Consider the following 12,837-nt stretch of genomic DNA (forward strand, 5'->3'; position numbering starts at 1 on the left):
CGCCAGCCGGGGCGTCATCGGGTTCCGCCGTGGAGGCGGATCTGGGCGCACCATAAACCCTTAGGCGCGGAGGGCAACGGCTTCGTTTGGCGCCCGCCTGTGCTAGGATGGCAGGACAAGGACTTCAAAAAAAATGGGAGCGAAAGCATGGGCGGCGTGAGCGTTGGCGTCCTCGATCACTTCAACATCCGGACCAGGAATCTGGCCGAGACGGTCCGCTTCTACGAGGACGTGCTGGGCCTGGAAAAAGGCGCGCGGCCGAATTTCGCCTTTCCAGGGGCCTGGATGTACAGCGAGGGCAAGCCGGTGGTGCACCTCGTCGATATTTCTCCGACCTCGGAGCCACAAAAACCGGACTCCGGAGTTGTCCACCATGTCGCCTTCGCCAGCCGTGGCTTTGAAGGCATGAAGCAGCGTCTCGCTGCCAAGGGCATGAAATTCGACTCGCGCCAGGTGCCCGGCGGCGAACTCTGGCAGATCTTCGTCCACGACCCCAACGGGGTGATGATCGAGCTTAACTACGAGGCGGCCAAGGAGCAGGGGGCCGCGCCTGCCGAGATGGCTGACGATATCGGCAGGCAGTAGCCTTTTGGGCGTTTCCGCTCTAATGGGGCAGATCTTGAATTCAGGAGATGCGCTTTGAGCGTGACGCAGCAACAGGTTTTGGACAGCCTTAGCCGGATCAAATCGCCCCGCGGGGTCGCGCTCACCAATGCCAATGTGCTGAGCGCGATCAGCGCGTCGGACGGCAAGGTTTTCTTCTCGATCAACGTCGATGCCGCCGAGGCCCGGGCTTGGGAATCGGTCCGTGCCGAGGCCGAAGCCGCCGTGCGCGCCATTCCGGGGGTCACCACCGCGATGGTGGCGCTGACCGCCGAGCGCAAGCCCGGCGCCGCGCCGCCGCCGCCGCCAACTCCGAGCCGCGGCACGCCGGGCGTGCAGCCGGTGCATGCCCACAAGCCGCCGCAGGGCGGCGCCTCGCCGATGGCGCGGCAATCCGAGATTCCGGGCGTCGCTGCCGTGATCGCGGTGGCCTCGGGCAAGGGCGGCGTCGGCAAGTCGACCACCGCGCTCAATCTGGCGCTGGGCCTGCGCGACCTCGGCTTCAAGGTCGGGCTGCTCGATGCCGACATCTACGGCCCCTCGGTGCCGCGCTTGACCGGCCTGCGCGAAAAGCCGGCGCTGAACGACGAGCGCAAGATGATTCCGCTCAGGCGCTTCGGCCTCGCCATCATGTCGATCGGCTTCCTGGTCGAGGAAGAGACCGCGATGATCTGGCGCGGCCCGATGGTGATGTCGGCGGTGACGCAGATGCTGCGCGACGTCGAATGGGGCGAGCTCGACGTGCTGGTCGTCGACATGCCGCCCGGCACCGGCGATGCCCAGCTCACGCTGGCGCAGAACGTGCCGCTGAAGGGCGCTGTCATCGTCTCGACCCCGCAGGATCTGTCCCTGATCGATGCGCGGCGCGGGCTTGCGATGTTCAGGAAGGTCAATGTGCCCGTGCTCGGCATCGTCGAGAACATGAGCTATTTCCAGTGCCCGCATTGCGGCACGAAGTCCGACATCTTCGGCCATGGCGGGGCGCGGCACGAGGCCGAGAAGCTCGGCGTGCCGTTCCTGGGCGAGATCCCGCTGCACATGGCGATTCGCGCCACCTCGGATGCTGGTAACCCCGTGGTCGACAGCGAGCCGGCCGGGCCCCATGCGGCGATCTATCGCGCCATTGCGGGTCAGGTCCGCGACCAGCTCAAGGGCGTCATTGCTGCGGCCTGAGCCGGAGGACATGCGACTTTCGTCGAGCCCCGTCATGCCAATGTCGCGTTTCGAAAGCGGGGCTTCCGTGTTAAAGGCCCCGGCAGTCAAGCCCCTTCGGTTCGACGCGGCCCAGAACGCGCCCGCCGGAATGAGCGGCGGCAACGAGGAAGTCTAGGGGAAACGCCCCAGCAAGGAGAGACCTGAAGATGAAGCGTCGTGATTTCTTGAAAGTGTCGGCAGCAGGCGCGGCGGCGACCGCGGTGGCCTCGCCGGCGATCGCGCAGTCCTCGCCCGAGGTGAAGTGGCGCCTGACTTCGAGCTTCCCGAAGTCGCTCGACACCATCTATGGCGGCGGCGAGCAGGTGGCGAAGTACGTCGCCGAGATGACCGACAACAAGTTCCAGATCCAGGTGTTCGCCGCTGGCGAGGTCGTCCCCGGCCTCCAGGCGCTCGACGCGACCTCGAACGGCACCGTCGAGATGTGCCACACCGTCTCCTACTATTATGTCGGCAAGGACCCGACCTTCGCGATCTTTGCGTCGGTGCCGTTTGGCCTCAACGCGCGTCAGCAGAATTCCTGGCTCTACCAGGGCGGCGGCAACGAGCTCGCCAATGAGTTCTTCAAGAAGTCGAACGTGATCGGCTTTCCCTGCGGCAACACCGGCACGCAAATGGGCGGCTGGTTCCGCAAGGAGATCAAGACGGTCGCCGATCTCTCGGGCCTCAAGATGCGCATCGGCGGCATTGCCGGCCAGGTGCTCCAGAAGGTCGGCGTGGTGCCGCAGCAGCTCGCCGGTGGCGACATCTACCCGGCGCTGGAAAAGGGCACCATCGACGCGGCCGAGTGGGTCGGCCCCTACGATGACGAGAAGCTCGGCTTCGCCAAGGTCGCCAAGTACTACTACTATCCGGGCTTCTGGGAAGGCGGCCCGACGGTGCATTCCTTCGTCAATCTCGAAAAATGGAACGGGTTGCCGAAGAACTACCAGGCGGTCCTGACCAACGCGATGGCCAACGCCAACAGCTGGATGGCCGCGCGCTACGACATGCAGAACCCGGGGGCGCTGAAGCGTCTGGTCGCCGGCGGCACCCAGCTTCGTCCCTTCACCAACGAGGTGCTGGAAGCCTGCCTCAAGGCGACCAACGAATTGTGGGCCGAGATCTCGGCCAAGAACCCCGACTTCAAGAAGTCGATCGACGCCATGCAGGCCTACCGCTCCGACGAATATCTGTGGTGGCAGGTCGCCGAATACACCTACGACAGCTTCATGATCCGCTCGCGCACCCGCGGCTGATCGCCTGAAGCAGTCGGACGACGATACGCCCGGTCTCGCTCGCGAGGCCGGGCTTTTTCGTTGGCGCGGCGGAATCCGGGACGGACGGCGAGGGGCCCCCAAAACAAAAATATGAAAAACAACCCCATGCACAGTAGAAATGGGACGAGGGCATGTTTCCTCGGAATGCTGCCAACAGTTTGAGACGGCGGGACAAATCAGCGGGAAGGGCAATCATCGCACGGCCGCGGCCGAAGCGGCGATTTTGCCTGAGCGCGGCATCCATACTGACATCGTCATTTGTCGCGCGTCTGCCCTCCATCGTCATTGCGAGGAGCTCTTGCGACGAAGCAATCCAGACTATCTCCTGGAAGGCAGACTGGATTGCTTCGCTACGCTCGCAATGACGGGGATGGAGTTACGGCCGACTAACAAGGGCCGTTTGACTCGTCGGGCAAAACAGTGGCAAAAGACGATCATCGCATAATCCGAAATCGTGTCCCGACGCCGAGCTCTGGAAGGTGGCGATGAGCTTCGATCTTCATGAAGTTCAAGGCGCGTTGCGCAAGGCATGGTCGTTGTCGACATCCCGCAAATGGACGGCGAGCAATCCTGTAGATTGTGCCGACGGAGAGCTGGGAGCAACGAATGACGAACTGGCTGAACTCAGAGCGGCGTTTCAGAAGGACCGTACCAAGTCGGGTTAGGGCTGCAGCCGACGTTGCGCTGTCTCTCTTAGAGGTTCGTTATCGGCCAAACCGAACGCCCCACTTGTTTCACTTTCCTTGGGAGAGTGAATGGCCTCAAGATGCGTGCGGTCAGCCAGAGAATGGATATCCCTCAAACGACGCTTGCAGCCAGCGCCGCCAACAAGGTCTGTTACACGAGCCGCTGTCGGTTGTTCGTTCCCGTAGATTGCACGGCATTCCGCGTCGGCTATAGCGGGTACTATGTGACGACAGCCGAGACAAATCTGGGGAACGATCAGGGTGTCACTGCCGCGTTAGAAATCGGTAGCACCGTTGTCCAGTACACATTCGGCGGCCAGAACCAAGGGACCGTCCTTAACGGTGCAGCCTTGTACAATAGCGATTTTATCTCAGCGGCGTCGTTTGGCCTCTCCACTTTCAATGGAGCGACGATCTGGTTGCGAAATGAGATGTTCGTTGCCCAAGGTGGGCAATACCCGGTGACAATGCCAACCTCGCTCACCGGCGAAGGCGGTTTCTTCAATGATGGTACGAATTCCCAACTGCTAAACATTGGCGCGTTGAATACGGCCGGAGGCGGCGGAACATCGATTTGAATTCTGTCGTCGCTGATCCGGTGGCGCTCGACCGTTGGGCGGTTACGGGAGCCGCCAATTACGCCACCAATGATGGTATCCATCCGCAACCGGCGATGAGTGTGATTGCGAGTCAAGTGCACTCCCTTCAAGGCGTTGGAGGCGGTATCCTCAGGGCGCGGCGCTGCACGGTGTTCGCTAACAGCCGTTCACCCCTTTAGCCGGTTAAGCAACGCAACGCGCTCGTCGTTGAATTCGCGAAGATATTGAGCATTCGAAAGCTGCGTCTCCTGCCACTCGATGCGATCTTCCGCCGTCCAAAGGTAACACTCGCGAGCGAAGCGAGCTTTTTCGGCCTTATCGAATTCTGTGTAAAGTATGATATCACGTTCCACCTGGTCCAGTTGTTCCTGGATAGTTCTTGGCATCAGCCGTTCCCTCGGCCTTGCCTCCAGCCAGTGCCAGTTTTCGCCTCAATCTATGTGGCGGGCAACATGCGGTTCGCTCTCTTTGGTAGTTGGGCGCATAGTTTGTTCGTAAAGGTTATTCCGTAAGATTGTCGTCATCTGCTTGACTGTCGAGGCGACCTGGTTCGCGCAATGGGCAGTCCTTCCACTCCCTCAGGGGCAGTGCCCGTCAAGCGCTCGGTCTCTGCTGCAGCAATGTCCGATCAAACGCGAGATTTCGGATTTGACTACGCGCCCCTTTTGGATGTGCCCTCCATTGGCCTTACATGAAACTGACGAGGCACCAGAAGCCGGGCCGTTTTTCGCTGGCCGAGCTGCCCGGAATGTTGGAAGACAGCGAACAAGCGGCCCGAGCCGTGGATTTACACCAGACCATCCGGCGGGAATGCGATGCGTCTTCTGATCGTCGAGGACAATGCCGAGCTGTCGCGGCTCGTTGCCGGCGGGCTGGCGGCGGCCGGCTACGAGAGCGACATCGTGAGCAGCGCCGCCGCGGCGCGCGAGGCTGTGGGCGGCGTCAGCTATGCCGCGATGATCCTCGACCTCGGGCTGCCCGACGACGATGGCCTCTCGGTGCTGCGCGAGCTGCGCCGCCAGAGCAATCCGCTGCCCGTGCTGGTGCTGACCGCGCGCGGCGGCTTGCAGGATCGCGTCAACGGCCTGCGCAGCGGTGCGGACGACTACCTTGCAAAGCCGTTCGCCATGGAGGAGCTGGTGGCGCGGCTGGAGGCTATCTTGCGCCGGCCGGGCCAGCTGCTCGGCCGCTCGCTGCATCTGGCCAATCTCGTCTACGACACCGAAAGCCGCCAGATCTTCGTCGACGATCAGCCGCGCATCATCTCGGCGCGCGAGGCGTCGGTGCTGGAGATCCTGTTGCGGCGGCAGGGGCGGGTGGTGCCGAAGAAAAACGTCGAGGACCATATTTTCGGGCTCGAAGGCGAGGTCGCCTCCAACGCGGTGGAGGTCTACGTCTCGCGGCTGCGCAAGCAGCTGGCCGAGCACGGCGCCAAGGTCGTGATCCACACCATTCGCGGCGTCGGCTATCTCATGGCCGAGGAGAAATAAGCGTGGCCCAGGTCAGGTCCCAGGTCAGATCCCATGTCGGATCCTATGCCGGGCTCTACGCGAGATCGCCGACGTTCAAATCGCTGATCTGGCGCATCGTGTTCCTGCACATCGTCGCGGTCGCGGTGGTCGCGATCTTCCTGCCGCTGGTGTTGTTCTGGCTGCTCAATTCTGAGATCGACCTGCTGCATCGCGATGCCATGCGCGCGCAGGCCGAAGTGCTGGCCGAGCGCATCGTCGCCCAGCCGGACGGCGCGCTGACGTTCAACCTGCCGGACAGCCTGCGAGGACTCTATTCAGACGCTTACGGTCGTTATCGGTACGACATTCGCGATGCCGAAGGCCGGCTGCTGTTCTCCTCGCACCGGCGCGCCGGCGCGGCCGCGGCGGCGCTGCCACTGTCCGAGACCATTTCCGGCGCCGGTGTCACCCGGGACGTCGGCGGCAAGACAGTGCGCATCCAGGTCGCCGAGGATCTCGCGCATCGCGATGTCATCATCGACGATATCGTCTCGAACTTCTTCCGGCGTGTGGGATGGATCACCATCCCAATCCTGCTGATCCTGCTCGCCACCGACATCATCATCTTTCGCCGCGCAATCGCACCGCTATGGAAGGCCTCGGAAGAAGCCAGCAATATCGGACCGGCCCGCACCGACATCCGCCTGCCCACGGAGCAGATCCCGCGCGAGATCATGCCGCTGGTCACCGCGGTCAACCAGGCGCTCGATCGCCTGGAGGACGGCTTTCGGGTGCAGCGGCAGTTCACGGCCGATGCCGCGCATCAATTGCGCACGCCGCTTGCGATCCTGCGCACGCGGATCGACACGCTTCATGACGGCGCAGCAAAGCAGGCGCTGCACGCCGATATCGAGGGCATGAGCCGGATCGTGGCCCAGCTGCTCGAGATTGCCGAGCTCGACACCTTGGTGCTCGACCCCGGCGAGACCGCTGACTTACGCGCCGTCTGCGCCGAGGTGGTCGGCGCGATCGCGCCGTTCGCACTGGCCCGGCACAAGGACATCGCGCTCAAGGGCACCGAGCTGCCCGTGATGATCCGCGGCAATTCCGAGATGCTGCAGCGCGCGATCTTCAACCTGGCCGAAAACGCCATCAAGTTTACCGCGAAGGACAGCTGCGTCGACGTCGAGGTACGGGACGACGGTTCGGTGCATGTGCGCGATTGCGGCCCGGGCATCGCGGAGGCCGATCGCGAGCTGATCTTCCAGCGCTTCTGGCGCGCCGACCGCCAGCGGACCGACGGCGCGGGCCTGGGGCTGTCGATCGTGCGCGCCGTCGCGAACGATCATGCCGCCACAGTGGAGGTTGAGAACCTCGCGGGCGGCGGCGCGGAGTTCACGCTGCGGTTTCGGTTGGCGGAGGAAGCAATGGTCGCAGAGAAGAACTGGCGCGGCACTAACGCTGCGCCCTCTCCCCGTGCGGCAGGGCGATCGCATATGGGCTGATCTTGTTGTGGCCGATCCTTCGAGACGCCCGCCTAGGGGCGGGCCCTCAGGATGAGGATGGAGTGCGCGGCAGCGGTTTCAACGGGCGCCGATGCTGCTCAGCCTCATCCTGAGGAGACCGCGGAGCGGTCGTCTCGAAGGATGAGGCGCGCGCTCAGGCCGCCAAAAACGCAATATGCGATAGCCCTGCCCCTTGTGGGAGAGGGTGGCTCGCCGCGATAGCGGCGAGACGGGTGAGGGGTCTCTCTCCGCGAGTCCCACTCTCAATCGAGCGCGCGGAGAGGACCCCTCATCCGGCGCCGCAGCCGATGCGAAGCATCGGCGTTCTTAAGAACGGCGGCCGAAGGCCGCCAATGCCACCTTCTCCCACAAGGGGAGAAGGAAGAAAGCCGCTGTTTATTTCAGCTTGGCGGTGGACAGATCCATGATCATGCGCGTGGCCAGATAAAGACGCGGCACGATGCTGTTGAGCTGCACATATTCGGCATCGTTGGAGTGCGCGCCGAAGCCCGACAGGCCCATGCCTTCCACCACGGCGGCGTTGGTCTTGAGCGCGGCAAAGGCTGCGTCGGTGCCGCCCCCGGTCGCCTTCTCGTCGACCTTGAGGGACAGTCCGAGCTCCTGATAGATCGTCTTGCCGTAGGCCGCCACGCCGCGCGAGGCCTCGTTGGCCTCGAGTGGCGGGCGACGTACCTCGAATTTCAGGTCGACCTTTGAGTCGGGCAGCAGACGATTCCTGATCTTGTCCCGCAGCGCCTTTTCCAGCGCGTCGAAATCCGCCACCTTGAGCGCACGCGCATCGGCCTGGGCCGTGGCCTCGGCAGGGATCACGTTACGATTGGTGCCGGCCTTGGCGACGGTCCAGTTCAGCTTGAGGCCCTGCTCGGGCCTGGAAAGGTCTTTCATCTGGAGCACCTGGTGCGAGAGCTCGTACAGCGCATTGACGCCGCCCTCGGGCCTTGAGCCGGCATGCGACGACTTGCCCTGCACCGTAAGATAGGCCGAGCCAATGCCGCTGGTGGCAAGCCGCAGCGTGCCGTCGGTGCCGCCGCCTTCGAACGAGAACACGACATCCTGATCCGCGGCGAACCGGGTGATGGTGCTGCGCCAGCCGGGCGAGGAGATCTCCTCGTCGCCATTGGTGAGCACTGTGAGTGTGCCGTAGTCCTTGAAGTGCAGCTTCTGCAGCAACGCCACGGTATGGAGAATGAGCGCGACGCCCTGCTTGTCGTCGGCAATGCCGAGGCCGTAGGCCTTGTCGCCGTCGATGCGGAACGGTTGGTCCTTCAGCATGCCCTTCAGGTACACCGTGTCCATATGGGCGATCAGCATGATCTTTTTGCTGCCGGTGCCCTTGAAGACGGCGTGCACGGCCGGGCCGATCTTCTCGGGCGTGTCGTCGAGGCGATAGATCTCGGCGGGCTGCAGGATCTCCACCGTGCCGCCGAGCTGCTTGAGCTGGCCGGCGACCCGCTCGGCGATCTGGTTCAGGCCGTCGATGTCCTTGCTGCCGGATTCGATGCTGACGAGATCGCGCAGCGTGTCGAGCAGCGGCTGCTGCTCCTTTTGCGCCAGCGCATGGATATCGGCCATCACATTCTTGCTGGGCTCGGCATGCGCAACGGTGACGGCACACGCCAGCCAGAGCGACGCGATCAACGGACGAGCGAGCGATGGAACAGGGTGCGATCGAGGCATGAGCGGCGGCCCTAAGTTGGAGGATGGCCCGGTATGCCCGTGTTTCCGGCGCCTGTCACGCGCCCGGCTCACGTGTCGTGCACTGCCGAGGCTGAACATGATTGGAGGGCAATGGCCGCTGGCCGTCTAAGCCGAAAGTAGCAGAACAGGCTGGCGGGGAGCCGGGCATTTTGTGTCCCTCACCATTGTGGGGCTGGAAATCGGATGACACATGTTCCATGCTGTCTCCAAGCCTCGGCAAGAAGGCCCATCATCACAATCCATCAGGGTAGGAAATCATGAAGAGAAGAGACTTCATCAAGGTCACAGGACTTGGTGCAGCGGGTGCAGCGACGCTCGCCGCTCCCGCGATCGCGCAGTCGACGCCGGAGATCAAGTGGCGCATGCCGACGAGCTGGCCGAAATCGCTCGATACGCTCTACGGGGGCGCCGAGATGATGGCGAAGATGGTGGCGGAAGCGACTGACAACAAATTCCAGATCCAGACGTTTGCGGGCGGCGAAATCGTGCCAGGGCTGCAGGTGCTCGACGCAGTGCAGAACGGCACCTGCGAGATCGGCCACACCGCGTCCTACTATTATTTCGGCAAGGACCCGACCTTTACGTTCGGCTCGGCGGTGCCGTTCGGACCGAACATGCGCATCAACCAGGCTTGGTACATGCTGGGCGGCGGGCGGGAAGTTCTCAACGAGTTCTACAAGAAGTACAACGTCGTCTCGCTGCTTGCCGGCAATACCGGCTGTCAGATGGGCGGCTGGTTCCGCAAGGAAGTCAAGGTACCCCACGACTTCAGCGGCCTCAAATTTCGCATCGGCGGCTTTGCCGGCCGCGTGCTGCAGAAGCTCGGCGCGGTGCCGCAGCAGATCGCCGGAGGCGACATCTATCCGGCGCTCGAGAAGGGCACCATCGACGCCGCCGAATGGGTCGGACCGTATGACGATGACAAGCTCGGCTTCGTCAAGGTTGCGCCGCACTACTACTTTCCCGGCTGGTGGGAAGGCGGCCCGATGCTTCTCGCCTTCGTCAATCAGGACAAGTGGAACGCGCTGCCGAAGCATTATCAGAGCGTCCTCGAGCAGGCGGGCCACTTTGCCAACAACTGGATGATGGCCAAGTACGACCAGTCCAACCCGCCGGCGTTGCGGCGCCTGCTCGCCGCGGGCGCCAAGCTGCATCCGTTCTCCCCCGAGATCATGCAGGCCTGCTTGAAGGCGGCAAAGGAGCTGCACACCGAAGTCGCGTCCACCAATGCGGATTTCAAGAAGGTGTACGACTCGCTGACGGCCTTCTCAACCAACGGATATCAGTGGTTCCAGGTCGCCGAAGTCGGCTACGACAACTTCATGGCGCGCAACTCGCAGAGCTGACCGCAGCGCGCTGTCGGCCAAACGAAAAACCCGGAGCGGAAGCTCCGGGTTGTTTTTTTGCCGGGCGATCCCCAGCGCTATTGTTTCGGTTGGCCGAAGTCGAGCGGCGGCAGCTCGATCTGCGGAATCTCGATCTTGATGGTGTTCGGATCGATGTTGGACTGCACGCCCTTGTAGTGCATCACCATCGAAGGGAACGCGATCACGATCAGCACCATGATGATCTGGATGACGACGAACGGCACCGCACCCCAATAGATCTGTCCCGTCGTGACCGGGTCCATGCGTTTGCCGGTGACGCGATCGGTATAACGTTCTTTCGGCGCGACCGAGCGCAGGTAGAACAGCGCAAATCCGAACGGCGGATGCATGAACGAGGTCTGCATGTTGATGCCGAGGATGACGCCGAACCAGATCAGGTCGATGCCGAGATGCTCGGCCGCGGGCCCGAGCAGCGGGATCACGATGAAGGCAAGCTCGAAGAAATCGAGGAAGAACGCCAGCACGAACACGAAGGCGTTGACGAAGATCAGGAATCCGATCTGTCCGCCAGGCAGGGAGGTCAAGAGGTGCTCGACCCAGACATGGCCGTTGACGCCGTAGAAGGTCAGCGAGAACACGCGGGCGCCGACCAGGATGAAAACGACGAATGCGGACAGCTTCGCCGTCGATTCGATGGCCTGGCGGATCAGGTCCCAGCTCAGCCGCCGCTTCATGCCGCCGAGAATGAGAGCGCCGGTCGCGCCCATCGCGCCGCCTTCGGTCGGCGTGGCGAGGCCGATGAAGATCGTGCCCAGCACCAGAAAGATCAGGAACAGCGGCGGCACCATGACGAAGGTCGTCTGCTGCGCCAGCTTCGACAGGAAACGGAAGCCCGTAAGCCTGTCGATGATCCAGTTCACGACGGCGACGAAGAACGCGAACAGGATGCCGAAGAACATGCTGAGCACGACATAGTCGGCGCCATGGCTCTCCGAGCTCCGCATCATGACCCAACCGAAGACGCAGCTCGCCAGGAACAGGACACCGAGCGAGGCGAGACCTCGGCTACCGCTGTCCTCGCGGAAGCCGATCGCATCCTTGGGAAGGCCCGGGGCGGCCTTCGGGAAGATCACGGTCACGAGGAATGCGTAGAGGGCATAAAGGCCCGCGAGCACCAGGCCCGGAACGAACGCACCTTCGTACATGTCGCCGACGGACTTGCCGAGCTGGTCGGCCATCACGATCAGGACGAGCGAGGGGGGAATAATCTGCGCCAGCGTTCCGGAAGCTGCGATGATGCCGGTCGCCATGCGCCGGTCGTAACCGTATCGCAGCATGATAGGCAGTGAGATCAAGCCCATCGAGATCACCGACGCCGCGACGACGCCTGTCGTCGCCGCGAGCAGTGCGCCGACGAAGACCACGGCATAGGCGAGGCCGCCGCGGACGGTGCCGAACAACTGGCCGATCGTGTCGAGCAGGTCCTCCGCCATCCCGGAGCGTTCGAGCACCAATCCCATGAAGGTGAAGAACGGAATCGCGAGCAGCGTGTCGTTGTTCATCACGCCGTAGACGCGTTCGGGCAGGGCCTGGAGAAAGTCGGGGTGGAACTGGCCGAGCTGAATCCCGACCACGGCGAAGATCAGGCCGACGGCGCCGAGCGAGAATGCCGCGGGATAGCCGAGCAGCAGCACGACCACCAGCGATGCGAACATAATCGGCGCCATATTGGCGATAAGAAACGCGGTCATCAAATTCCCCTCAAACGCCGCCGGCGCTACTTCTTCTCGATGGCCTCGACGAGGTGCTCGACCTCCGCCTCGATTGCCGACACCTGCGACTCGTGAGGGTCGGGGATCATGCCGCGCATGATTGCGATGCGCTTGATCAGCTCGGAGATGCCCTGAACGAACAGGAAGGCGAACGCGATCATGATGAGGGACTTGGCAGGCCACTGCGGCAGGCCGCCCGCGTTGCCCGACTGCTCGTTGAGCTGGAACGAGCGCTGGAAGAACGGTATGCCGGTGATCATCATGACCACCGTCAGCGGCAGCAGGAAGACCGCGTGGCCGATGATATCGATCACGTTGCGAGCCGCCTTGGGCAACATGTTGTTGATGATGTCGATGCGGATGTGCTCGTTGTCCAGCAGCGTCCAGGGCGCGCACAGCAGGAAGACGATGCTGAACAGCACCCATTGCAGCTCGAGCCAGGAATTGGAGGATGTATCGAACGTCTTTCGGACGACCGCATTCATGGCCGAGATGATCACGGCAACCAGGATCAGCCATGCCAGACGCTTGCCCGTCCAACGTGTGAACGCGTCAATTCCATGGCTCAGCTTTAGGAGCGCTTGCAACGATAGGTCCTCCCCCGATTTTGCCCCGGCCGTCTTGACTGCGCCGAGTGGCGCGTGGCTTGTCTCGCCGCGCAGGCATGAGCAGCCGCACCAAACCAGCGAGCGTGCTGCCAGTC

12 protein-coding genes are annotated in these 12,837 nt (G+C 62.9%); 8 read left to right on the forward strand and 4 right to left on the reverse strand.

Annotated elements, in window-relative coordinates; genetic code table 11:
- The first annotated feature begins 147 nt into the window (after positions 1–147).
- The 5 genes from GWG65_RS21445 to GWG65_RS21465 all read left to right on the forward strand — a co-directional run bounded on the left by GWG65_RS21445 (position 148) and on the right by GWG65_RS21465 (position 4,338).
- The gene (locus GWG65_RS21445) at positions 148–585 is read left to right on the forward strand and encodes a VOC family protein (protein ID WP_275197546.1); all 438 of its coding nucleotides are present in this window, start codon (positions 148–150) and stop codon (positions 583–585) included.
- Between the two features lie 54 nt (positions 586–639).
- A complete protein-coding gene (locus GWG65_RS21450; protein ID WP_275197547.1) occupies positions 640–1,776 on the forward strand; it encodes an Mrp/NBP35 family ATP-binding protein in 1,137 nt (378 codons plus the stop codon).
- A gap of 188 nt (positions 1,777–1,964) precedes the next feature.
- Positions 1,965–3,053, forward strand: a complete 1,089-nt coding sequence (locus GWG65_RS21455; protein ID WP_275197548.1) for a TRAP transporter substrate-binding protein — start codon at positions 1,965–1,967, stop codon at positions 3,051–3,053.
- 506 nt (positions 3,054–3,559) lie between these two features.
- Positions 3,560–3,739, forward strand: a complete 180-nt coding sequence (locus tag GWG65_RS21460) for a hypothetical protein (protein WP_275197549.1) — start codon at positions 3,560–3,562, stop codon at positions 3,737–3,739.
- A 101-nt stretch (positions 3,740–3,840) separates the two neighbouring features.
- Positions 3,841–4,338: a hypothetical protein gene (locus GWG65_RS21465; RefSeq protein ID WP_275197550.1), complete on the forward strand. Its 498-nt coding sequence runs from the start codon at positions 3,841–3,843 to the stop codon at positions 4,336–4,338.
- A gap of 188 nt (positions 4,339–4,526) precedes the next feature.
- Here GWG65_RS21465 and GWG65_RS21470 read toward each other — a convergent pair whose 3' ends face one another.
- Complete coding sequence (locus GWG65_RS21470; protein ID WP_275197552.1) at positions 4,527–4,745, reverse strand: hypothetical protein; 219 nt, start codon at positions 4,743–4,745, stop codon at positions 4,527–4,529.
- Positions 4,746–5,174: 429 nt separating this feature from the next.
- On the opposite strand from GWG65_RS21470, the gene GWG65_RS21475 reads away from it, so the two are divergent.
- Entirely contained in the window at positions 5,175–5,849 is a 675-nt protein-coding gene (locus GWG65_RS21475) for a response regulator transcription factor (RefSeq protein ID WP_275197553.1), read from the forward strand.
- 2 nt (positions 5,850–5,851) lie between these two features.
- Positions 5,852–7,315: an ATP-binding protein gene (locus GWG65_RS21480; protein ID WP_275197554.1), complete on the forward strand. Its 1,464-nt coding sequence runs from the start codon at positions 5,852–5,854 to the stop codon at positions 7,313–7,315.
- A 396-nt stretch (positions 7,316–7,711) separates the two neighbouring features.
- Here the strand turns inward: GWG65_RS21480 and GWG65_RS21485 are convergent, their stop codons facing one another.
- Positions 7,712–9,013, reverse strand: coding sequence for a M20/M25/M40 family metallo-hydrolase (locus GWG65_RS21485; protein ID WP_275197555.1), 1,302 nt, complete (start codon positions 9,011–9,013; stop codon positions 7,712–7,714).
- A gap of 278 nt (positions 9,014–9,291) precedes the next feature.
- Here GWG65_RS21485 and GWG65_RS21490 point away from each other — a divergent pair, with 278 nt between their 5' ends.
- Positions 9,292–10,380 (forward strand): TRAP transporter substrate-binding protein, encoded by a 1,089-nt coding sequence (locus GWG65_RS21490; RefSeq protein WP_275197556.1) that lies wholly within the window; start codon positions 9,292–9,294, stop codon positions 10,378–10,380.
- A gap of 77 nt (positions 10,381–10,457) precedes the next feature.
- Here the strand turns inward: GWG65_RS21490 and GWG65_RS21495 are convergent, their stop codons facing one another.
- Both GWG65_RS21495 and GWG65_RS21500 read right to left on the reverse strand, forming a co-directional pair.
- The gene (locus tag GWG65_RS21495) at positions 10,458–12,113 is read right to left on the reverse strand and encodes a TRAP transporter large permease subunit (protein WP_275197557.1); all 1,656 of its coding nucleotides are present in this window, start codon (positions 12,111–12,113) and stop codon (positions 10,458–10,460) included.
- 26 nt (positions 12,114–12,139) lie between these two features.
- On the reverse strand, positions 12,140–12,721 hold the full coding sequence (locus GWG65_RS21500; protein ID WP_275197558.1) for a TRAP transporter small permease subunit: 582 nt from the start codon (positions 12,719–12,721) through the stop codon (positions 12,140–12,142).
- Positions 12,722–12,837: the final 116 nt, after the last annotated feature.

Source organism: Bradyrhizobium sp. CSA207, assembly GCF_029051685.1.
GTDB lineage: Bacteria > Pseudomonadota > Alphaproteobacteria > Rhizobiales > Xanthobacteraceae > Bradyrhizobium.